This is a genomic window from Pectobacterium actinidiae, assembly GCF_000803315.1.
Taxonomy (GTDB): domain Bacteria; phylum Pseudomonadota; class Gammaproteobacteria; order Enterobacterales; family Enterobacteriaceae; genus Pectobacterium; species Pectobacterium actinidiae.
Genome location: NZ_JRMH01000002.1, coordinates 293,180 through 314,329, shown reverse-complemented (window position 1 = coordinate 314,329; position 21,150 = coordinate 293,180). Strand labels below are relative to the sequence as shown.

General features: G+C 51.7%; 16 protein-coding genes, 2 tRNA genes and 2 rRNA genes. 16 read left to right on the top strand and 4 right to left on the bottom strand.

Features of this window, described 5'->3' with window-relative positions:
- The first annotated feature begins 65 nt into the window (after positions 1–65).
- The 8 genes from KKH3_RS18955 to yjfF all read left to right on the top strand — a co-directional run bounded on the left by KKH3_RS18955 (position 66) and on the right by yjfF (position 8,541).
- Positions 66–2,976, top strand: a 23S ribosomal RNA gene (locus KKH3_RS18955).
- Between the two features lie 124 nt (positions 2,977–3,100).
- A 5S ribosomal RNA gene (gene rrf, locus KKH3_RS18950) occupies positions 3,101–3,216 on the top strand.
- Positions 3,217–3,268: 52 nt separating this feature from the next.
- A tRNA-Asp gene (locus KKH3_RS18945) sits at positions 3,269–3,345 on the top strand.
- A 54-nt stretch (positions 3,346–3,399) separates the two neighbouring features.
- A tRNA-Trp gene (locus KKH3_RS18940) sits at positions 3,400–3,475 on the top strand.
- Positions 3,476–3,914: 439 nt separating this feature from the next.
- The gene (ytfQ, locus tag KKH3_RS18935; RefSeq protein ID WP_039363298.1) at positions 3,915–4,871 is read left to right on the top strand and encodes a galactofuranose ABC transporter, galactofuranose-binding protein YtfQ; all 957 of its coding nucleotides are present in this window, start codon (positions 3,915–3,917) and stop codon (positions 4,869–4,871) included.
- 190 nt (positions 4,872–5,061) lie between these two features.
- Positions 5,062–6,582, top strand: coding sequence for a galactofuranose ABC transporter, ATP-binding protein YtfR (gene ytfR / locus KKH3_RS18930; RefSeq protein ID WP_039364354.1), 1,521 nt, complete (start codon positions 5,062–5,064; stop codon positions 6,580–6,582).
- Positions 6,569–7,579, top strand: a complete 1,011-nt coding sequence (gene ytfT, locus KKH3_RS18925; RefSeq protein WP_039363295.1) for a galactofuranose ABC transporter, ATP-binding protein YtfT — start codon at positions 6,569–6,571, stop codon at positions 7,577–7,579. The genes ytfR and ytfT overlap by 14 nt, the downstream gene beginning before the upstream one ends.
- Positions 7,579–8,541, top strand: a complete 963-nt coding sequence (yjfF, locus tag KKH3_RS18920) for a galactofuranose ABC transporter, permease protein YjfF (RefSeq protein WP_039363292.1) — start codon at positions 7,579–7,581, stop codon at positions 8,539–8,541. The genes ytfT and yjfF overlap by 1 nt, the downstream gene beginning before the upstream one ends.
- 22 nt (positions 8,542–8,563) lie before the next feature.
- On the opposite strand, the gene hdfR is transcribed toward yjfF, so the two are convergent.
- On the bottom strand, positions 8,564–9,391 hold the full coding sequence (hdfR, locus tag KKH3_RS18915) for an HTH-type transcriptional regulator HdfR (protein WP_039364351.1): 828 nt from the start codon (positions 9,389–9,391) through the stop codon (positions 8,564–8,566).
- Between the two features lie 120 nt (positions 9,392–9,511).
- Between hdfR and KKH3_RS18910 the strand changes: the two genes are divergently transcribed.
- Positions 9,512–9,850, top strand: a complete 339-nt coding sequence (locus KKH3_RS18910; RefSeq protein ID WP_010283921.1) for a MaoP family protein — start codon at positions 9,512–9,514, stop codon at positions 9,848–9,850.
- A 63-nt stretch (positions 9,851–9,913) separates the two neighbouring features.
- Here KKH3_RS18910 and KKH3_RS18905 read toward each other — a convergent pair whose 3' ends face one another.
- Entirely contained in the window at positions 9,914–11,440 is a 1,527-nt protein-coding gene (locus KKH3_RS18905; protein ID WP_039363289.1) for a YifB family Mg chelatase-like AAA ATPase, read from the bottom strand.
- A gap of 407 nt (positions 11,441–11,847) precedes the next feature.
- Here KKH3_RS18905 and ilvL point away from each other — a divergent pair, with 407 nt between their 5' ends.
- The 7 genes from ilvL to KKH3_RS18875 all read left to right on the top strand — a co-directional run bounded on the left by ilvL (position 11,848) and on the right by KKH3_RS18875 (position 19,310).
- Positions 11,848–11,946 carry an ilv operon leader peptide gene (gene ilvL / locus KKH3_RS21985; protein ID WP_071531109.1) on the top strand — a complete coding sequence of 33 codons (99 nt, stop codon included), beginning with the start codon at positions 11,848–11,850 and terminating at the stop codon, positions 11,944–11,946.
- 140 nt (positions 11,947–12,086) lie between these two features.
- Positions 12,087–13,733: an acetolactate synthase 2 catalytic subunit gene (gene ilvG / locus KKH3_RS18900; protein WP_039363286.1), complete on the top strand. Its 1,647-nt coding sequence runs from the start codon at positions 12,087–12,089 to the stop codon at positions 13,731–13,733.
- Positions 13,734–13,790: 57 nt separating this feature from the next.
- Positions 13,791–14,051, top strand: coding sequence for an acetolactate synthase 2 small subunit (ilvM, locus tag KKH3_RS18895; RefSeq protein WP_005969103.1), 261 nt, complete (start codon positions 13,791–13,793; stop codon positions 14,049–14,051).
- Positions 14,052–14,076: 25 nt separating this feature from the next.
- Positions 14,077–15,003: a branched-chain amino acid transaminase gene (locus KKH3_RS18890; RefSeq protein WP_039363283.1), complete on the top strand. Its 927-nt coding sequence runs from the start codon at positions 14,077–14,079 to the stop codon at positions 15,001–15,003.
- 69 nt (positions 15,004–15,072) lie between these two features.
- On the top strand, positions 15,073–16,923 hold the full coding sequence (ilvD, locus tag KKH3_RS18885) for a dihydroxy-acid dehydratase (RefSeq protein WP_039363280.1): 1,851 nt from the start codon (positions 15,073–15,075) through the stop codon (positions 16,921–16,923).
- Positions 16,924–16,928: 5 nt separating this feature from the next.
- Entirely contained in the window at positions 16,929–18,473 is a 1,545-nt protein-coding gene (gene ilvA / locus KKH3_RS18880; RefSeq protein WP_039364348.1) for a threonine ammonia-lyase, biosynthetic, read from the top strand.
- Between the two features lie 93 nt (positions 18,474–18,566).
- Positions 18,567–19,310, top strand: a complete 744-nt coding sequence (locus KKH3_RS18875) for a DUF2461 domain-containing protein (RefSeq protein ID WP_039363277.1) — start codon at positions 18,567–18,569, stop codon at positions 19,308–19,310.
- Between the two features lie 18 nt (positions 19,311–19,328).
- Here KKH3_RS18875 and KKH3_RS18870 read toward each other — a convergent pair whose 3' ends face one another.
- Both KKH3_RS18870 and ilvY read right to left on the bottom strand, forming a co-directional pair.
- Positions 19,329–20,129, bottom strand: coding sequence for a lysozyme inhibitor LprI family protein (locus KKH3_RS18870; protein WP_039363274.1), 801 nt, complete (start codon positions 20,127–20,129; stop codon positions 19,329–19,331).
- A complete protein-coding gene (ilvY, locus tag KKH3_RS18865) occupies positions 20,126–21,016 on the bottom strand; it encodes an HTH-type transcriptional activator IlvY (RefSeq protein WP_039363271.1) in 891 nt (296 codons plus the stop codon). The genes KKH3_RS18870 and ilvY overlap by 4 nt, the downstream gene beginning before the upstream one ends.
- Positions 21,017–21,150 lie beyond the last annotated feature (134 nt).

Below are 21,150 nucleotides of genomic sequence, written 5' to 3'. Positions count from 1 at the left end.
CTGTCAATGAGTCTCTCAAATAATCGCAGCGCGATAGTGTCTTTCAAGACACCTTCGGGTTGTGAGGTTAAGCGACTAAGCGTACACGGTGGATGCCTAGGCAGTCAGAGGCGATGAAGGGCGTGCTAATCTGCGATAAGCGTCGGTAAGCTGATATGAAGCGTTATACCCGACGATACCCGAATGGGGAAACCCAGTGTGTTTCGACACACTATCATGACATGAATCCATAGTGTCATGAGGCGAACCGGGGGAACTGAAACATCTCAGTACCCCCGAGGAAAAGAAATCAACCGAGATTCCCCCAGTAGCGGCGAGCGAACGGGGAGGAGCCCAGAACCTGAATCAGTTTGTGTGTTAGTGGAAGCGTCTGGAAAGTCGCACAGTAAAGGGTGATAGTCCCGTACACAAAAATGCACAGGCTGTGAGTTCGATGAGTAGGGCGGGACACGTGACATCCTGTCTGAATATGGGGGACCATCCTCCAAGGCTAAATACTCCTGACTGACCGATAGTGAACCAGTACCGTGAGGGAAAGGCGAAAAGAACCCCCGGCGAGGGGAGTGAAATAGAACCTGAACCGTGTACGTACAAGCAGTGGGAGCCTACTTGTTAGGTGACTGCGTACCTTTTGTATAAATGGGTCAGCGACTTATATTCTGTAGCAAGGTTACCGTTTAGGGGAGGCCACAGGGAAACCGAGTCTTAACTGGGCGTTAAGTTGCAGGGTATAGACCCGAAACCCGGTGATCTAGCCATGGGCAGGTTGAAGGTTGGGTAACACTAACTGGAGGACCCGAACCGACTAATGTTGAAAAATTAGCGGATGACTTGTGGCTGGGGGTGAAAGGCCAATCAAACCGGGAGATAGCTGGTTCTCCCCGAAAGCTATTTAGGTAGCGCCTCGTGAACTCATCTTCGGGGTAGAGCACTGTTTCGGCTAGGGGGTCATCCCGACTTACCAACCCGATGCAAACTACGAATACCGAAGAATGTTATCACGGGAGACACACGGCGGGTGCTAACGTTCGTCGTGAAGAGGGAAACAACCCAGACCGCCAGCTAAGGTCCCAAAGTCATGGTTAAGTGGGAAACGATGTGGGAAGGCATAGACAGCCAGGATGTTGGCTTAGAAGCAGCCATCATTTAAAGAAAGCGTAATAGCTCACTGGTCGAGTCGGCCTGCGCGGAAGATGTAACGGGGCTAAACCATGCACCGAAGCTGCGGGCAGCGACACTTAGGTGTTGTTGGGTAGGGGAGCGTTCTGTAAGCCGTCGAAGGTGGTCTGTGAGGGCTGCTGGAGGTATCAGAAGTGCGAATGCTGACATAAGTAACGATAATGCGGGTGAAAAACCCGCCACGCCGGAAGACCAAGGGTTCCTGTCCAACGTTAATCGGGGCAGGGTGAGTCGACCCCTAAGGCGAGGCTGAAAAGCGTAGTCGATGGGAAACAGGTTAATATTCCTGTACTCGGTGTTACTGCGAAGGGGGGACGGAGAAAGCTAGGTTATCCGGGCGACGGTTGTCCCGGTTTAAGCGTGAAGGTGGATGACTTTGGTAAATCCGGGTCATTGTTAACACTGAGGCGTGATGACGAGTCACTACGGTGATGAAGTAACCAATGCTACGCTTCCAGGAAAAGCCTCTAAGCTCCAGGTAACATCAAATCGTACCCCAAACCGACACAGGTGGTCAGGTAGAGAATACTCAGGCGCTTGAGAGAACTCGGGTGAAGGAACTAGGCAAAATGGTGCCGTAACTTCGGGAGAAGGCACGCTGGTGTGTAGGTGAAGTCCCTTGCGGATGGAGCTGAAACCAGTCGAAGATACCAGCTGGCTGCAACTGTTTAATAAAAACACAGCACTGTGCAAACACGAAAGTGGACGTATACGGTGTGACGCCTGCCCGGTGCCGGAAGGTTAATTGATGGGGTCAGCCGCAAGGCGAAGCTCTTGATCGAAGCCCCGGTAAACGGCGGCCGTAACTATAACGGTCCTAAGGTAGCGAAATTCCTTGTCGGGTAAGTTCCGACCTGCACGAATGGCGTAATGATGGCCAGGCTGTCTCCACCCGAGACTCAGTGAAATTGAACTCGCTGTGAAGATGCAGTGTACCCGCGGCAAGACGGAAAGACCCCGTGAACCTTTACTATAGCTTGACACTGAACCTTGAGCCTTGATGTGTAGGATAGGTGGGAGGCTTTGAAGTGTGGACGCCAGTCTGCATGGAGCCAACCTTGAAATACCACCCTTTAATGTTTGATGTTCTAACGTGGACCCGTAATCCGGGTTGCGGACAGTGTCTGGTGGGTAGTTTGACTGGGGCGGTCTCCTCCCAAAGCGTAACGGAGGAGCACGAAGGTTAGCTAATCCTGGTCGGACATCAGGAGGTTAGTGCAAAGGCATAAGCTAGCTTGACTGCGAGAGTGACAGCTCGAGCAGGTGCGAAAGCAGGTCTTAGTGATCCGGTGGTTCTGAATGGAAGGGCCATCGCTCAACGGATAAAAGGTACTCCGGGGATAACAGGCTGATACCGCCCAAGAGTTCATATCGACGGCGGTGTTTGGCACCTCGATGTCGGCTCATCACATCCTGGGGCTGAAGTAGGTCCCAAGGGTATGGCTGTTCGCCATTTAAAGTGGTACGCGAGCTGGGTTTAGAACGTCGTGAGACAGTTCGGTCCCTATCTGCCGTGGGCGTTGGAAGATTGAGAGGGGTTGCTCCTAGTACGAGAGGACCGGAGTGAACGCACCACTGGTGTACGGGTTGTGATGCCAATTGCATTGCCCGGTAGCTAAGTGCGGAAGAGATAACCGCTGAAAGCATCTAAGCGGGAAACTTGCCTCGAGATGAGTCTTCCCTGGACACTTGATGTCCCTGAAGGGCCGTTGAAGACGACGACGTAGATAGGCTGGGTGTGTAAGCGTAGCGATACGTTGAGCTGACCAGTACTAATGACCCGAGAGGCTTAACCTTACAACACCGAAGGTGTTTTGTGGGTGACTCATAAAAAACGATACTCAGCTTGTTCTAGGATTGGTTCTGGTGGTTATGTGACACAAAAAAGTGAGACATGACGGTTGGAATGAAACAGAATTTGCCTGGCGGCGATAGCGCGGTGGTCCCACCTGACCCCATGCCGAACTCAGAAGTGAAACGCCGTAGCGCCGATGGTAGTGTGGGGCTTCCCCATGTGAGAGTAGGGAACTGCCAGGCATCAAATTAAGCAGTAAGCCGGAGCAATCCGGTGGTTGTAGAGAAATTCGGTGGAGCGGTAGTTCAGTTGGTTAGAATACCTGCCTGTCACGCAGGGGGTCGCGGGTTCGAGCCCCGTCCGTTCCGCCACTTATTAAAAATTATGCCTGCTAATTTTAGCAGGCATAATGTTAAGCGTAATTTAGGGGCGTAGTTCAATTGGTAGAGCACCGGTCTCCAAAACCGGGTGTTGGGAGTTCGAGTCTCTCCGCCCCTGCCAGATAAAACCCTTCACGTTATCGTGAAGGGTTTTTTTTGATCTGTACTTTATGCCCGATCCTGCCTTGTATCCCTTTTCTTGATTTCCTCGTTATCTCCCTTCTCTGAATATCTAATTACTCTAATCTATTGTTATTTAAAGAATAAAAATCATTAATGTTCTGCTGACAGATCGTGCTTATTTAGCTGTAAATATGTACAAAATCACCGTAATACCAGGTTGTGAACTTGCTCATCTACCTTGTTCGATATTTGAACTAAAACTATCTACAACCTGAGTGAGCGGTAAATCGTTTTCAGAACGATCCTTCAGGTCGCATTCACTTGTTAGTGATACCTGCCAACATCACATCGGTAGCGCTATAGCAGAAATTCGTAGCGCTCTGTTGTACCTGAAATCTGACTAAGTAGCTGTAAGACTACACAGAAGGAGTTTAAGTATGTACAGACATTTATTGGTAGCTGTTGCTGTAAGCGCTGTGTTATGTGGTGCCGTACAGGCAAAACCCTTAACTGTTGGTTTTTCCCAGATTGGTTCAGAATCAGGATGGCGTTCTGCGGAAACTAAAGTATCAAAGCAGGAAGCCGAGAAGCGTGGAATAACATTAAAAATAGCTGATGCTCAGCAGAAGCAGGAAAATCAGATTAAGGCTGTGCGCTCGTTCATCGCTCAGGGTGTCGATGCCATATTTATTGCGCCAGTCGTCGCAACAGGTTGGGCTCCAGTCTTACAGGAAGCTAAAGAAGCAAAAATCCCAGTGTTCCTACTTGATAGAACGATTGAGGTTAGCGATCCATCGTTGTACACCGCTGCTATCGCTTCTGATAGCGTCTATGAAGGGAAAGTGGCAGGGGAGTGGCTTGTGAAAGAGGCCGCTGGCAAGCCTTGTAATGTTGTTGAATTACAGGGAACGGTTGGGGCTAGCGTCGCGATAAACCGGAAGAAAGGATTTGCTGAAGGTATAGCTTCAGATCCACAGGTAAAAATTATTCGTTCACAGTCGGGAGACTTTACTCGCAGTAAGGGTAAAGAGGTCATGGAAAGCTTTATTAAAGCTGAGCAGAACGGAAAGAATATCTGTGCGGTTTATGCACATAATGATGACATGGCTATAGGCGCTATTCAGGCAATTAAAGAAGCTGGTCTGAAACCTGGTTCACAAATAAAAGTTGTGTCGATTGATGGTGTTCCCGATATTTTCAAAGCCATGATGAATGGCGAAGCTAATGCCACTGTTGAATTAACACCTAATATGGCTGGGCCTGCTTTTGATGCTTTATTAGCGATGAAGAAGGATGGGAAACAGCCTGAGAAATTCATTCAAACCGAATCACGTTTATTACTGCCTGACACGGCAAAACAGGAATATGAAACCAAGAAAGACCTTGGTTATTGATATTTATATTGTGGATGTATCATTGATATAAATTTTGCTAAATGCCTAGCAGAAATATGAATATGGGAAAGTGGGCTTGCTATGTTTTCTGTACCGTTAAATTACGAGACAGTGAATATTGCCAGCCTACTTACCATAATATTACGCAGGTGTGACGTAGCCTTGTTAAGTTGTCGCATAGGTGATGCTGATGGAAACGACACGGTTGTTAGATATTCGGGGTATGAGCGTTGAGTTTCCGGGGGTAAAAGCATTAGATCAAGTGGACTTCACGCTTAATCGTGGCGAAATAGTGGCGCTATTAGGAGAGAACGGTGCAGGGAAATCAACGTTAATTAAGGCGTTGACTGGCGTTTACCATCGTTCAACTGGTGAAATTATCCTCGATGGTATCGCGATTAATCCTGTCAATACGGCCCATGCTCAGTCATTGGGTATTGGTACGGTCTATCAGGAGGTCAATCTATTACCGAATCTTTCCGTTGCGGCAAATCTATTTATTGGCCGTGAACCCACACGCTGGGGCATCGTGGATCAACATAAAATCCAGCTTCAGGCCAAAGCGATTTTATTGAATTATGGACTGATGATCGATGTTAGCCATCCGCTTGGTAATTACTCCATCGCAGTTCAGCAAATTGTAGCTATTGCCAGAGCTATCGATCTTTCCGCTAAAGTTTTAATTCTTGATGAACCTACCGCAAGTCTTGATGCAAAAGAAGTCGATATGCTGCTGGATATATTGCGGAAATTGCGCGATCGCGGAATCGGAATGATATTTGTGACGCACTTTCTGGATCAGGTTTACCGCATTAGTGACAGAATTACCGTTTTACGTAATGGACGGCTAGTTGGAACATTGCCTGCCGAAGAATTACCACGTATTGAATTAGTCCAAATGATGCTGGGGCACAGTTTTGATGAAACCTTACTGAAACGTGGTGAGCACAGTGATTTTTCGGGTAAACCCATTGTGCAATTTAAACACTATGGCCGACGTGGTTCGATTAATGACTTTGAACTTTCCGTGCGTCCGGGAGAGATTGTTGGCCTTGCTGGTTTACTGGGTTCCGGCAGAACAGAAACAGCTCAGCTGATATTTGGCATCACCGTGCCTGATGCCGGTGAAGCTTGGGTTGATGACAGACAAGTAAACATCCGTACGCCGCGTGCGGCAGGAAAGCTGGGTTTTGGCTATTGTCCAGAGGACCGCAAGACTGACGGCATTGTCGGCGCAGCAACGGTACGAGAGAACATCATTTTGGCGCTTCAGGCGCAGCGTGGCTGGCTGAAGCCCATTTCCTTACGTGAGCAAACCCGTATCGCTGAAAAATTTATCAGCCTATTAGGGATTCGTACGCCTAGTCCAGAGCAGGAAATTCAGTATCTATCGGGAGGGAATCAGCAAAAAGTATTGCTATCGCGCTGGCTGGCAACAGAACCACGTTTTTTGATTCTGGATGAGCCAACGCGAGGAATTGATGTTGGTGCGCATGCTGAAATCATTCGTCTGATCGAAAAACTGTGTGAGCAGGGGATGGCCTTACTCGTGATTTCTTCTGAATTGGAAGAGCTGACTGGTTACGCGGATCGCATCATTGTACTGCGTGACAGGCAGCACGTTGCGCATCTCGAACATAATGAGATCTCGGTTGCCGCAGTGATGCAGGCAATTGCAGTACAAACGGGAGCAGATGATGACAGACAATAACGTCAAACCTGCCAAAAAAGTCCGCCTAACGTTCACGAAAGGGATGCCACAGCTTCTGGCGCTGGTTGCCATCTTGTTGATTGATAGCATGGTCGCGCCTAATTTCTTCTCCCTCCACATTCAGGATGGGCGCTTGTTCGGTAGTCTTATCGACATCCTTAACCGCGGTGCGCCCGTTGCGCTGCTGGCATTAGGGATGACGCTGGTGATTGCAACTGGCGGTATCGACTTATCGGTGGGCGCAGTTATGGCGATTGCTGGAGCGACGGCCGCAACACTGACCGCTGCTGGTCATCCACTGCCTTCTGTACTGCTGACTGCGCTATTGGTTGGTGCCCTATGTGGGCTGTGGAATGGTTTTCTGGTTGCGGTGTTACAGATTCAGCCGATTGTTGCGACGTTAATGCTGATGGTTGCCGGGCGAGGCATTGCTCAGTTGATTACCGAAGGTCAAATTATCACGTTTGATAACGCTGGGTTGGCTAAGTTGGGCAGCGGAACCCTGTTCTATCTACCCATGCCAGTGATTATTGCCTGCGTAGTGCTGCTGGTGCTGTGGGTTCTGACGCGTAAAACGGCGCTTGGGCTGTTTATTGAATCTGTCGGTATTAATCTGCGATCGGCTCGCAACGCTGGCGTGAGTACGAAGCTGGTATTAGTCGCGGCTTATGTCATATGCGGCGTGTGTGCTGCCGTAGCGGGCGTTATCGTCACGGCAGATATCCGTGGTGCGGATGCGAATAATGCAGGGCTCTGGCTGGAATTAGACGCGATTCTGGCTGTCGTTATCGGTGGCGGTTCGCTACTCGGTGGCCGCTTTAATTTACTGCTCTCTGTCGTCGGTGCCTTGATTATTCAGAGTATGAATACTGGCATCCTGCTGTCGGGCTATCGGCCGGAATTCAACCTGGTTCTGAAGGCACTCGTCGTTCTGCTGGTTTTGGTTATGCAATCTCCGCGTATTTCGCTGCATCACCTGTTCAGGAGGAAAACATAATGTTGAAACGCCACTTCCCCCTGTTGATGACGGTTCTGGTATTCATTGCTGGCTATTTATTTTGTCTTAGCCAGTTTCCCGGTTTTGCTTCAACGCGCGTTTTCTTTGACTTACTGACGGATAACGCCTTTTTGGGGATCGTGGCGGTTGGGATGACGTTTGTCATCCTGTCTGGTGGGATCGATCTCTCTGTGGGGTCAGTGATTGCGTTTACGGGTGTGTTACTGGCCAAATTGATCGGTACGTATGGCATTGATCCTTTCTTTGCGTTCGCAATAGCGCTGGTGATGGGGGCGATGTTTGGCGGGTTGATGGGATGGATTATCGATACGCTGAAATTGCCTGCCTTTATTATCACTCTGGCAGGTATGTTCTTTGTCCGAGGAATGAGCTTTATCGTCTCACAGGAGTCGATTCCAATCGATCATCCGGTCTATAACCAATTGGCGGGTTTAGCATGGCGCATACCGGACGGGGGGCGATTTACCTTTCTGGCGCTGGTTATGTTGATTGTGGTACTGCTGGGGATCGTGATGGCGCATCGTACCCGTTTCGGTAACCGTGTTTATGCGATTGGTGGTAACAGCTATTCTGCAGAATTGATGGGGGTGCCCGTCAGGCGGACGACGATTCATATCTACATGCTTTCCAGTACGCTAGCGGTGCTGTCAGGTATTGTTTTTTCGCTCTATACCTCGGCGGGTTATGCCCTGGCGGCAAGCGGTGTGGAATTGGACGCCATCGCTGCCGTTGTCATCGGTGGTACGCTACTGACCGGCGGTGTGGGAACGGTATTAGGAACGCTGTTTGGCGTACTGATTCAGGGCCTGATTCAGACGTATATCACGTTCGACGGCACTTTGAGCTCATGGTGGACAAAAATCGTCATTGGCTTCCTGCTGTTTGCTTTCATTGGGTTACAGAAGGCGTTAAGCACATTCTGGTTAACCAGGCGTGCTTAAGTCAGATGTGAGCAAAAATAGGTCATGAATGAATCAGAATAGGCGTTTTCAGCAATTGACGAATCATCGTTTGCTGATCGCTGTTTTGTAACCAAACGGCATAAAACGGGCGCACGACAGGCTGACTGTCACCGACTATTCGCAGATTGGAATAGGTTTGTAACCAATGGCTGGGTAAAAATGCACAGCCACCCGTTGTTTCAAGCAGTTGGCGGGTCAAATGGGCTGATGTTGTGGTCAAAACGGGAAGCTGATCGCTGGCTAATAGGCGATGTTCCTGCTGATGAAAGTCTGCGCCCCACTCTAATTTTATATAAGGCAGTTCCTGTCCGGGTGGGTGTGCTTCTGCTGCAAACAGCGAAAGGGAGAAATTGCCCAGCAGCTGGCTCGCCAACTCTTCCATTTTGGGTTGCTCGGTCGTAATCAATAGATCCAACTGACGTTCATGGAGCTGTTTTACCAGCGAATGACGTAAGGCAATTCGCGCTTCTAGCTGGAGCAGTGGGCGCTGTTGATACAGCGATTGTAGCCAGGGGGTCAGATAGGCTTCCCAGAGCGACGCGGTTGCTCCTACAGAAAGCAGGCTGTGTTGCTGCGAGCGTGCGACCTCTTTTTTAGCGATCTGCCAGGTACCGATAAGGCTTTCAGCATAGGGCAGAAGCCGTTCGCCAGCGGGCGTCAGGCGTATATTGTTTCGATGGCGCGTGAACAGGTTGGCACCTAGCTGTGTCTCTAACTGGCGAATCCGAAAACTCACTGCTGACTGCGTGAGATACAGGGATTCGGCGGCACGGCCAAAGTGTCTTGTCCTGCTGACTTCCAGAAAGGTTTTTAGTAATTCGGTATCCACGCCCATCTCCAAAAAAATTTTGTCGTAATGATTTAAATGTTTTGTTTTACACAATGTCAAGCCTATCTAATACTCCGCGCCATAAACAACACGACCATAGAAGAATTAGGAGCGTGTAAGATGGCAGAAAGCTTCTCTACCACTAATCGTTTTTTTGATAACAAGTTCTACCCGCGTGGTTTTTCCCGACATGGCGACTTTACGATTAAAGAAGCACAATTGTTGGAACGCCACGGTTACGCGTTTAACGAGCTGGATTTGGGTAAACGTGAACCAGTGACTGAGGAAGAGACATCGTTTGTTGCAATGTGTCGCGGCGAACGTAAAGCGGAAACGGAACTGGAAAAAATCTGGTCCAAATATTTGGATCGTATTCGTCGTCCTAAACGCTTCCATACGTTGTCTGGTGGTAAGCCGCAGATGGACGCGGTGGAAGAATACACTGAAAGCGATGATTAATTAAGGGTGGGGCGTTAGCCCCATTTCCTTTTGTGGTGAACCAATACCAATGTAGCGCGCTCGCTATTCAAGGCTTTTGTGGAGCTGGATGAGCAATCTATCCATACAGCGATAGCTCAGCGCTTCGGCAAGGTGTTTTCTCTCTATGTTGTCCCGATCGCCGAGATCAGCGATCGTGCGTGCGACTTTCAATATCCTATGCCATGCGCGTACGGATAAGCCAAGTTTGTTCATCACCTCTTCCAGATAGGCGGCATCAGCCATCTCCAATCCGCAGTGTTTTTCTATTTCGCGTGAAGTGAGCAGTGCGTTGATTTTATTTGCTCGTTTCAGCTGTATTTGCCGTGCTGTCAGCACGCGCTCGCGAATTTTTGCGCTGCTTTCGCCTTGATAATGCTGCTGAGATAAGACCCCTGGTGGCAGCAAAGGGACTTCGATAGAAAGGTCAAAGCGATCCAAAAAGGGACCCGAAAGTTTGCTGAGATAGCGCAGTATTTGTTGTGCTGGCAATCGATTATGAATGCCCTGATAGTGTCCTGATGGACTGGGATTCATTGCGGCAACGAGCTGCACGCGTGCTGGGTAACATACTTTGGCTCGCGTGCGAGAGATGATAATTTCACCGGACTCCAGAGGCTCTCGTAGCGAGTCCAGAACGCGCCGTTCAAACTCCGGTAGTTCATCCAGAAACAGTACGCCGTTGTGGGCGAGCGAGATTTCTCCGGGTTTGGGTAGCGACCCTCCGCCCACGAGTGCAGCCATGGAAGAACTATGATGCGGTGCTCTGAACGGTCTGGCTCGCCAGCGTGTCATGGTGGCATCAATGTTGATGAGGCTGTTAATGGCGGCGCTTTCCAGCGCTTCCTCATCGCTTAGTGGGGGCATCAGATTGCCTAATCGACTCGCCAGCATGGTTTTCCCTGTTCCTGGTGGCCCTAACAAGAGCAGGTTGTGACCGCCCGCCGCCGCGATTTCCAACGCGCGTTTAGCTTGCTCCTGACCGATGATATCCTTCAAGTCGAGCGTATCTTCTTCTGACTGCGTGGTCGGTGTGATGTCAGAGCAACTGAGCAACTCTTCTTCCCCGCTGAGGAACGCGCACACATCTAACAAATGCCCGGCCATTAGCGCTTCACCCTGCGGTATCAGCGCCATCTCCCGTTTATTATCATCTGGCAGGATAAGCTGGCGGCCTGACTTTATGGCTTCCAATGCGGCGGGAATTGCGCCATTGACGCCACGTAAGGTGCCAGACAGGCCGAGTTCGCCAAGAAACTCGTAACGGCTGAGCTTTTCACCATCAATTTGTTCTGAGGCCGCCAGAATCGCCAGAGCAATCGGCAGATCGTAGCGTCCCCCTTCTTTTGGCAGGTCTGCGGGGGCGAGATTGACCGTGATGCGTTTTGCTGGAAAGGTAAATCCGCAATTGATGAGTGCGCTGCGCACGCGATCGCGCGCTTCCTTGACGGTGGTTTCTGGTAAGCCCACCAGTGTTAGGGCCGGCAGCCCGCTGCTGATGTGAACTTCGATATAAACGTCCGGTGCTTGTACACCAATCATCGCCCGAGTATAGGTAACTGCCAATGACATGCTATTTCCCCTTTGCTGATGATTTGCATCATGTCTGGCAAGGAAGAAAAAGTAGAGACCGTCTTCGCCAGTCTGCGCAGCGGTGTCATGAAATAATTCTCTGTTGCAGTAATGAATAAAATTTGTGCGGGATGCGCCGCAATTATGTAGGGTGAACCGATCGCTTAACGCTACCTGACGATCGAGGACTTCCATTTTTATCTGCCACGTTTCTTGTACAATGCTCATTTTTACGCCAATGGGTGAAAATAATTTGGTGTGCTTCTACCTTATGATTACGTTGTATTTTTTCCCGTATCATAGGTAATCCTTACGGGTGGTAATGAAAAAAAATGGTTGTCAGGCCATGTCTTACTGTGATAACTCTGTAGGTATTCGTTCGACAGAAGATTAATGAACAACCTATTATGAAAGCCCTATCCCTAGTGATTAGCCTAGTCGTGATTAGCGTGGTGGTGATTATTATCCCACCGTGCGGGGCTGCACTTGGACGAAGAATGGCTTAGAAATCAAGGCCTAATTCAAGAAAACCCCCGCACCGAAAGGTCGGGGGTTTTTTGTTGGGCGCAATCTATAACGGAAAGGAACAGAAAATGAACATCAGCATAAAATTCTGTTATTCCCATAAGATGTCGGGGAAATAACTATGAATGGAGCACAGTGGGTGGTTCAAGCGTTGCGAGCGCAGGGAGTGGAAACCGTTTTTGGTTATCCGGGGGGCGCGATAATGCCAGTCTATGATGCACTTTATGACGGCGGCGTTAAACACCTGCTGTGTCGCCACGAGCAAGGCGCGGCGATGGCGGCGATTGGCTATGCCCGCTCCACGGGCAACGTGGGCGTCTGCATTGCGACATCGGGTCCAGGAGCAACGAACCTGATCACCGGTTTGGCCGATGCGCTGCTGGATTCTGTCCCTGTGGTCGCGATAACTGGGCAGGTGGGATCGGCGCTGATTGGCACCGATGCTTTTCAGGAGATCGACGTGCTGGGGCTGTCGCTGGCCTGTACGAAACACAGTTTTCTGGTTGAGTCTCTCGAATCACTGCCGGAAGTGATGGCAGAAGCGTTCGCGATTGCCAACAGCGGTCGCCCTGGCCCTGTTCTGGTCGATATTCCTAAAGATATTCAGCTGGCGGTAGGTGATTTCACGCCGAATTTTGCGCCCGTTGCTAACGATGTCGATTTCCCCGAGCAAGATATTGCACAGGCGAGTGCCCTGTTGGCGAAAGCGCAAAAACCAGTGCTGTACGTTGGCGGTGGGGTCGGCATGGCGAATGCGGTTCCGGCACTACGGGAATTCCTGAACGTAACGGATATCCCTTCTGTTTCTACCCTGAAAGGGCTGGGTGCCGTGGATGCCAATCATCCCTATTATCTCGGTATGATTGGTATGCACGGCACGAAGGCGGCGAACCTGATTGTGCAGGAATGCGATTTGTTAATCGCGGTCGGGGCGCGTTTTGATGACCGCGTGACTGGCAAACTGAACGCCTTCGCGCCTCATGCCAGCGTGATTCACATGGACATCGACCCAGCAGAACTGAGCAAATTGCGTCATGCAAATGTCGCGTTGCAAGGCGATCTGAAAGCAATATTACCCGCGCTGCAACAGCCGCTGAATGTCAGTGCGTGGCGCCAGCAGGCGAGCATGATGAAGGCGGAATACCCGTGGCGTTATGATCATCCCGGTCAGGCGATTTATGCGCCTGCGCTGCTGAAAACGATCTCCGAACGAATGGATGCGGATACTGTGGTCACGACTGATGTGGGTCAGCACCAGATGTGGGCCGCACAACATATGACGTTCAGTCGTCCTGAGAATTTCATCACCTCCAGCGGCCTCGGCACGATGGGCTTCGGCGTACCGGCTGCGGTCGGTGCACAGGTTGCGCGTCCGGACGACATGGTTATCTGCATTTCCGGCGACGGTTCTTTCATGATGAACGTTCAGGAACTGGGCACCATCAAACGAAAACGGCTGCCGTTGAAGATCGTGCTGCTGGATAACCAGCGGTTAGGTATGGTACGTCAGTGGCAGCAGTTATTCTTTGATGAACGCTATAGTGAAACCGATCTCTCTGATAATCCTGATTTCCTAACGCTGGCAAGCGCGTTTGATATCCCCGGCCAGCGCATCACCCGTAAAGATCAAATTGATGCCGCGCTGGACGCTCTGTTTAACAGCGAAGGACCCTATTTACTTCACGTATCGATCGATGAATACGAAAACGTCTGGCCGCTGGTTCCGCCGGGTGCGGGTAACGAAACGATGCTCGATAAAACCGAATAAGCCCGACAACATCAAACAATGGCCGACTTACACAGAATAAGTGCTGGAGATAACAGAATGACACACCATCAACTTTCGATTCAGGCGCGCTTTCGTCCCGAGGTTCTGGAGCGTGTATTGCGTGTTACCCGCCATCGCGGCTTTAAAGTCTGCGCGATGAATATGGTGCAAACCACCAATACCGATCACATTAATATTGAACTGACCGTTGCCAGCCATCGTTCGGTGGATTTATTGTCAACGCAATTGAGCAAGCTGTTGGATATTGCCTGCGTTGACATTCAACCGATGACGACATCACAGCAGATCAGCGCCTAACGCAAAAGAGTAAGGAAAAAGAAGAATGACAAAAAAAGCGGACTACATTTGGTTCAATGGCGAGATGGTTCCATGGGCTGAAGCAAAAGTACACGTCATGTCGCATGCCCTGCATTATGGCACCTCCGTCTTTGAAGGTGTTCGTTGCTACAATTCACATAAGGGTCCGGTAGTTTTTCGTCACCGTGAGCACATGCAGCGCCTGCGTGATTCGGCAAAAATTTACCGTATGCCCGTCGCGCAAAGCGTAGATGAACTGATGGAAGCCTGCCGTGAAACGCTGCGTAAAAATAACCTGACCAGCGCCTATATTCGTCCACTGGTGTTCATTGGTGATGTGGGTATGGGTGTTAACCCACCAGAAGGTTATCAAACCGATGTGATCATTGCGGCGTTCCCATGGGGCGCGTATCTGGGTGAAGAAGCGCTGGAAGCCGGCATTGATGCGATGGTGTCGTCCTGGAATCGCGTGGCGGCGAATACCATTCCAACCGCCGCAAAAGCGGGTGGTAACTATCTGTCCTCCCTGCTGGTGGGTAGCGAAGCGCGTCGCCACGGCTATCAGGAGGGGATCGCGTTGGATGTCCATGGCTATGTTTCCGAAGGTGCGGGTGAGAACTTGTTTGAAGTGAAGGACGGTATTATTTTCACGCCGCCGTTTACTTCTTCGGCGCTGCCAGGCATTACGCGTGACGCTATCATCAAACTGGCGAAAGATGCAGGATATGAAGTGCGTGAGCAGGTGCTATCCCGCGAGTCACTGTATCTGGCCGATGAAGTCTTTATGTCTGGTACTGCGGCAGAAATTACCCCAGTGCGCAGCGTCGACGGCATTCAGGTTGGTATTGGCAAACGCGGCCCGGTCACCAAAGCCTTGCAGCAGGCGTTCTTTGGCCTCTTTACCGGTGAAACCGAAGATAAATGGGGCTGGTTGGATCCGATAAATCAGTAATCAATCAAGACAGTCAGGCGGTGACGCGTTCCGTCATCGCCAAATTCGTAATTTTTGGAGTAACAGAGCATGCCTAAGTACCGTTCAGCCACAACCACTCACGGCCGTAATATGGCCGGTGCCCGAGCCTTGTGGCGCGCCACCGGGATGACCGACGACGATTTTGGTAAACCGATTATCGCGGTGGTCAACTCCTTCACCCAATTTGTGCCCGGCCATGTTCACTTGCGCGATCTGGGTAAACTGGTTGCCGAGCAGATAGAAGCCTCCGGCGGTGTCGCGAAAGAATTTAACACCATTGCGGTGGACGACGGTATCGCGATGGGGCACGGCGGTATGCTCTATTCCCTGCCTTCCCGTGAACTGATCGCCGACTCCGTTGAATACATGGTCAATGCCCACTGTGCGGATGCAATGGTGTGTATTTCCAACTGCGACAAAATCACCCCAGGAATGTTAATGGCGTCGCTGCGTCTGAATATTCCGGTGATTTTCGTGTCCGGCGGCCCGATGGAAGCTGGGAAAACCAAATTATCCGATCAGATCATCAAGCTGGATTTGGTGGATGCGATGATTCAGGGCGCGGATCCTAAAGTCTCCGATCAGCAGAGCGAACAGGTGGAACGTTCTGCCTGCCCGACCTGCGGCTCCTGTTCCGGTATGTTTACCGCTAACTCCATGAACTGCCTGACCGAAGCGCTGGGTCTGTCTCAGCCGGGCAACGGTTCGCTGTTGGCGACGCACGCCGACCGTAAACAGTTGTTCCTGAATGCAGGCAAACGCATTGTCGGTCTGGCGAAGCGTTACTACGAACAGGATGATGAGAACGTATTGCCGCGCAACATCGCGAATAAAGCCGCATTTGAAAACGCCATGATTCTGGATATCGCAATGGGCGGTTCCACCAATACCGTATTGCACCTGCTGGCAGCGGCGCAGGAAGGTGAAGTGGACTTCACGATGACTGATATCGACAGACTGTCACGTCAGGTTCCGCATCTGTGTAAGGTGGCACCAAGTACACAGAAATACCATATGGAAGACGTACACCGTGCTGGCGGCGTGATCGGTATTCTGGGCGAACTGGATAGGGCTGGCCTGCTGAACCGTGAAGTTAATAACGTGCTGGGCAAAACGTTGCCAGAAACGCTGGAAGCCTATGACGTCATGCTGACGCAGGATGAAAGCGTGAAAAGCATGTATTCCGCCGGTCCGGCGGGTATCCGTACGACCAAAGCATTCTCGCAGGATTGTCGTTGGGATTCACTGGATACCGATCGTCAGGAAGGTTGTATTCGTTCCCGTGAGTTTGCCTATAGTCAGGATGGCGGTCTGGCCGTGCTGTACGGCAATCTGGCAGAAAATGGCTGTATCGTGAAAACCGCAGGCGTGGATGAAGGCAGTCTGGTATTCCGCGGTCCGGCGAAAGTGTATGAAAGCCAGGATGATGCGGTAGAGGCTATTCTGGGCGGGAAAGTTGTAGCGGGTGATGTGGTTGTGATCCGTTACGAAGGGCCGAAAGGTGGGCCGGGAATGCAGGAAATGCTGTATCCGACCACCTACCTGAAATCGATGGGGCTGGGTAAAAGCTGTGCGCTGATTACCGATGGACGCTTCTCCGGCGGCACGTCTGGCCTGTCTATCGGCCATGCCTCTCCTGAAGCGGCCAGCGGCGGCACCATTGCTTTAGTACAGGACGGCGACACTATCGCGATTGATATTCCGAACCGCAGCATTGCGCTGGTTCTGGATGATGCTGAGTTGGCGAGCCGCCGCGCAGCGGAAGAGGCGAGAGGCGAACAGGCCTGGACGCCACATAATCGTGAACGTCAGGTGTCTTTTGCACTGCGTGCGTACGCTAGCCTGGCAACCAGCGCGGATAAAGGCGCTGTGCGGGATAAAAGCAAGCTGGGAGGCTAATGCTGATGGCTGTGTCACAACCTCTTCCTGCCGCGCCGGGGGGCGCGGAGTACCTGCGGGCGATCTTGCGATCGCCAGTGTATGAAATCACGCAGGTTACACCGCTGGAGAAGATGGAAAAGATCTCTTCGCGGCTGGGTAATGTCATTCTGGTAAAACGTGAAGACAGGCACGCGGTGCACAGCTTCAAGCTGCGTGGCGCGTACGCGATGATGGCCGGTTTGAGCGATGAGCAAAAATCACACGGTGTGGTAACGGCGTCAGCCGGTAACCATGCGCAAGGTGTTGCGCTCTCTTCCAGCAAGCTGGGGATTAAATCGCTGATTGTGATGCCCGTGGCGACGGCTGATATCAAGGTGGACGCGGTGCGTGGTTTTGGCGGCGAAGTGCTGCTACACGGCGCTAACTTTGATGAAGCCAAGGCTAAAGCTATTGAGCTGTCACAGCAGCAACATATGACCTTTCTGCCGCCGTTCGATCATCCCGCGGTGATTGCTGGACAGGGTACGCTGGCGCTGGAATTACTACAGCAAGATGCGCATCTGGATCGCGTGTTTGTACCGGTCGGCGGTGGTGGCTTGGCGGCAGGTGTTGCCGTACTGATCAAACAGCTGATGCCGCAGATTCAGGTGATCGGTGTGGAAGCGGAAGATTCTGCCTGTCTGCGCGCGGCGCTAGATGCCGGGCAACCGGTCGATCTGGCGCGTGTTGGGCTGTTTGCCGAAGGTGTGGCGGTGAAACGCATCGGCGATGAGACTTTTCGCCTGTGTCGGGAATATCTGGATGATGTGATTACCGTCGACAGCGATGCCATCTGTGCGGCAGTGAAAGATCTGTTTGAGGATGTCCGTGCGATTGCCGAGCCGTCGGGTGCACTGGCGCTGGCGGGGATGAAAAAATACATCCAACAGCATCAGATTCAGGGTGAGCGTCTGGCGCATATTCTGTCTGGTGCGAACGTCAACTTCCACGGGTTACGTTATGTTTCCGAGCGCTGCGAGCTGGGTGAACAGCGCGAAGCCTTGCTGGCCGTGACGATCCCCGAGAAACAGGGCAGCTTCCTGAAGTTTTGCCAGCTGTTAGGGGGACGTTCCGTCACCGAGTTCAATTATCGCTACGCGGATGCCAAAGATGCCTGCATTTTTGTCGGCGTGCGTCTGACGCGCGGCTATGCGGAACGGCAGGAGATTATCGCCGAGCTGTCTGCGGATGGTTATGAAGTGGTGGATTTGTCCGATGATGAAATGGCGAAATTGCACGTTCGCTATATGGTTGGCGGACGCCCTTCCAAACCGTTACAGGAACGGTTGTACAGCTTTGAGTTCCCAGAATCACCCGGTGCGTTACTGAAATTTCTGCATACGCTGGGGACGCACTGGAATATTTCGCTGTTCCATTACCGCAGCCACGGCACGGATTTTGGTCGCGTGTTGGCTGCGTTCGAACTGGATGCGGGCGATCGGGAATTCGAGCAACACTTGCAGGCGCTGGGCTATGAATGCCACGACGAAACCCATAACCCAGCGTTCCGCTTCTTTTTAGCGGGTTAATTGCTGAGTTTCCCCTAGCACCGCCGATGGTGTTTCTCCGTCGGCGGCGTTATCTTTAATGCCATCTGACAGCAACAGGGATGGCATTTCTTTATGGCAACGCAGTTCACCGGTTTTTCTCAAGCGGGTTTAACGTTTCTCCAGCAGGTACGGCAGTACAACGATAAAGCGTGGTTTGATGAGCACCGTGCGGTTTACGATGAGCAACTGGTTGCGCCGTTCCGCATGCTGGTGGATGAGCTCAGTCTGACCATGTTGCAGATTGACGACCATTTTGAAACGCGTCCTGCCATCGGCAAAACGCTCTCCCGTATTCACCGCGATACCCGCTTTTCTCACGATAAATCACGCTATCGCAGCCATATGTGGTTGACCTTCAAGCGCACACGTAAAGACTGGACGGACGCGCCGGTGTATTTCTTTGAAATCACACCGGATACCTGGCGTTACGGGCTGGGCTATTACAGCGCGACGCGTAATACGATGGACCTGTTCCGCCAGACGCTGCGCGGGAATCCATCACAGTTTCTTGACGTGGCGAGCTGTTTGGGCAATACCTTCACACTGGAAGGCGAAAGCTACAAACGCCCGTTGATTAAAGATCAGGATCCGGAACTGGCTGACTGGTATAACCGTAAGTCGTTTGCCGCGATATGTACCCGGCAGGATATGGACGCGCTGTTTTCCGGTGATCTGGTGACGGTTCTGTCACAGGGTTTTACCCAGCTTGAACCGCTCTATCATTACCTGATGAACGTCGAAACTATGAAGAAAGCCGCGCAGGAAACGGAATCCGACACGCGGGCATTTTCGGCGGATAAGTGGTTTGAACGCTAGAGCCCGAGTGAGCCAACGCTACGGCGTTTTCTGCTGCACCAGTGGGTTTTTATCCCGCTCGAGCAAATAGTTAAACAGGTAACCTTCTTCCCGATTACTGCCGAAGGTGGCGATTTGCAGATGATCATCGTCAATGCAGGTGAGCAGTAATTTTACCTGCTGGCCGAAGCTGCTTTCGCCTTTGCCAATCGCCTGTACATCGCTCATCTGACGAGCCGTAAAGGCAGCATCATCCAGCTTGTTACCGTAGCGGAAGGCAATGGATGCGCCGCCCTCAATCTTGCCGCGCGGGTTGGTCATGGTCAGGCTGACGGCGTGGTAGGGCGCTTTCTGATCGTACATTTCCCGAAAATAATCCCCCAGATCGCGGTACTCCTCGGCGGAAAGCCCTGACATTACATACTCATAGCTGAATGAGCCATGAAAGCAGGTGGTGTTTTTCACGGGCGTAATCGGCGAAGGGAGGGCGTGCTGCGCGATGTCATTCAGATAGCGCAGCCGATTTAACTGCTGCTGATAGCGCTGGCGTAGACAGTCTTCGTCTTTGCATTGATCGCGGGTGGTCAGCCAGCCACGCTGAAACTGGTTGAGCGTTTTTTCCCACGGTGCGCTGTTGTCGTACGCCGTTAGGAACGCGCGGGAGGTCTTCCATGCTTGCGCCAGTTCTTCATCAAGCTGCCCGAGCAGCGGGCTGGCGCAAATCAGCTTTTCCTGCGTTGAGGCGGCTTTTTCGCAGGGAAAACTGGCGGCTTGCACAGTGTGGCTGAGGGAGGCTAACGTCATCCCAGCAGCGATAAGGGCAGTGAAGGCTATCTTCATGGCGTATCCTGTAATATGTCCCAAAAGGCGGCAATCAACGGTTCGCTAAGCCGTTTTTTCTGTACACACACGCCGAGTTCAAGCGGCTCCATTACCTGTTCGACAAAGACAGAAACGCGGTTGCGTACCGGTTCTGGGCTGTTCTCTAGCACGACATTTGGAATCAGTGCGATGCCGCAGCCCAGCGCGACCATCGATACCATCGCTTCATGCCCGGAGATGGTGGCGTAAATTTGCGGATTGGTGATGTGGTTGCGTCGGAACCACAGATCGATGCGCTTACGCACCGGGCCGTGCTCTGGCAGGATGAACGGAATCTGCGACCAGTCTGGGTCTGCTTGCCGCACCAGCGACTGAACAGGGCAGGGAAGGGCTGGGATAATCAACGCCAGAGGCAGCTTATCGAGCGGCATGAAATCCACGCTGGCCGGGAGTGCCTCTGGGCGCCCTGCAATCCCCAAATCCCCATCATTCGACTGAATTTTCTCAACGGCATCGGCGGCATCGCCGGTTGTCAGCTTAATTTCTACCAGCGGGTGCAGCGCCCGAAAGCGATCCAGAATCGGCGGCAGGTGGCTGTAGGCGGCGGTGACGGAACAGAAGATCCGCAACTCGCCGCTTAATGATGGTCCGTGCTGGTCTATCGTGTGGCGTAGCTGCTGGTATTGCAGCAGCGTTTGCTGGGCGAACAGCTTCAGATGCTCTCCGGCATCGGTGAGCTGTACGGTACGGTTATCACGCAGAAACAGCGTCTGCCCTAAATCCTCTTCCAGCCGCTGAATTTGCCGCGACAGCGTGGACGGACTGATGTGCATCGCCTTGGCAGTACGACCAAAGTGCCGACTTTCTGCGAGGTGCAGGAATAATTTGAGATCACGTAAATCCATGCGATGCAGGCCCCGTTTTTTATCTTGCAAATAGTGCAATGTGACGTTGTTAATATATCAATTTAAGCAACGCAATTCCTGTCATATGATGGGGTCATAGTGAATTCCCATCTGGTGGGAATCCTTTCTCGAAT

Bases quoted from the DNA above. Each gene is read 5' to 3' on its own strand.
- ilvG (WP_039363286.1), top strand. From the start codon at position 12,087: ATGAATGGAGCACAGTGGGTGGTTCAAGCGTTGCGAGCGCAGGGAGTG.
- KKH3_RS18870 (WP_039363274.1), bottom strand. From the start codon at position 20,129: ATGAAGATAGCCTTCACTGCCCTTATCGCTGCTGGGATGACGTTAGCC.
- yjfF (WP_039363292.1), top strand. From the start codon at position 7,579: ATGTTGAAACGCCACTTCCCCCTGTTGATGACGGTTCTGGTATTCATT.
- ytfT (WP_039363295.1), top strand. From the start codon at position 6,569: ATGACAGACAATAACGTCAAACCTGCCAAAAAAGTCCGCCTAACGTTC.
- ilvL (WP_071531109.1), top strand. From the start codon at position 11,848: ATGAAAGCCCTATCCCTAGTGATTAGCCTAGTCGTGATTAGCGTGGTG.
- ilvM (WP_005969103.1), top strand. From the start codon at position 13,791: ATGACACACCATCAACTTTCGATTCAGGCGCGCTTTCGTCCCGAGGTT.
- ytfR (WP_039364354.1), top strand. From the start codon at position 5,062: ATGGAAACGACACGGTTGTTAGATATTCGGGGTATGAGCGTTGAGTTT.
- ilvD (WP_039363280.1), top strand. From the start codon at position 15,073: ATGCCTAAGTACCGTTCAGCCACAACCACTCACGGCCGTAATATGGCC.
- KKH3_RS18875 (WP_039363277.1), top strand. From the start codon at position 18,567: ATGGCAACGCAGTTCACCGGTTTTTCTCAAGCGGGTTTAACGTTTCTC.
- KKH3_RS18890 (WP_039363283.1), top strand. From the start codon at position 14,077: ATGACAAAAAAAGCGGACTACATTTGGTTCAATGGCGAGATGGTTCCA.
- ilvA (WP_039364348.1), top strand. From the start codon at position 16,929: ATGGCTGTGTCACAACCTCTTCCTGCCGCGCCGGGGGGCGCGGAGTAC.
- KKH3_RS18910 (WP_010283921.1), top strand. From the start codon at position 9,512: ATGGCAGAAAGCTTCTCTACCACTAATCGTTTTTTTGATAACAAGTTC.
- ytfQ (WP_039363298.1), top strand. From the start codon at position 3,915: ATGTACAGACATTTATTGGTAGCTGTTGCTGTAAGCGCTGTGTTATGT.
- KKH3_RS18905 (WP_039363289.1), bottom strand. From the start codon at position 11,440: ATGTCATTGGCAGTTACCTATACTCGGGCGATGATTGGTGTACAAGCA.
- ilvY (WP_039363271.1), bottom strand. From the start codon at position 21,016: ATGGATTTACGTGATCTCAAATTATTCCTGCACCTCGCAGAAAGTCGG.